This window comes from Peterkaempfera griseoplana, from assembly GCF_001418575.1.
Lineage (GTDB): Bacteria > Actinomycetota > Actinomycetes > Streptomycetales > Streptomycetaceae > Peterkaempfera > Peterkaempfera griseoplana.
Map to the genome: position 1 here is coordinate 1 of NZ_LIQR01000392.1, position 338 is coordinate 338.

Annotated in this window: 1 pseudogene; it reads right to left on the reverse strand. The window is 74.9% G+C overall.

From position 1 onward, the window contains the following. Window positions 1–122: 122 nt before the first annotated feature. A pseudogene (locus AOK09_RS40910) lies at window positions 123–338 on the reverse strand (zinc finger domain-containing protein); the annotation flags it as partial.

Consider the following 338-nt stretch of genomic DNA (forward strand, 5'->3'; position numbering starts at 1 on the left):
GCCCGGCGGCGATGGTGTGCCGGGTGCCGAGCAGCTCGGCACGGTAGGCGGCCGGGTCGTCGAGGTCGGCCGCGGGGGTCGGGTCGGTGTGCCGGGAGAGCGCGTCGCCGCTTGAAGTCGTGTCACGGGCGGGACACGTCCGAGGGCTTGGTCAGGTAGGGACTGGTCGCGATGTGCTGGCACACCACGTGCGCGGGGTTCCAGTCGCGGCCGACGGCATCGGCTGCGGTCGGGGGGACGTCGGCGAGCAGGTCGCACCACTGGCGCATGCGCTTGGTGGCGGCGGCCTGGTCGGTTGGGGCGGTGCGCGGGTTGAGGCGGTCGGCGTGGGCGAGCAG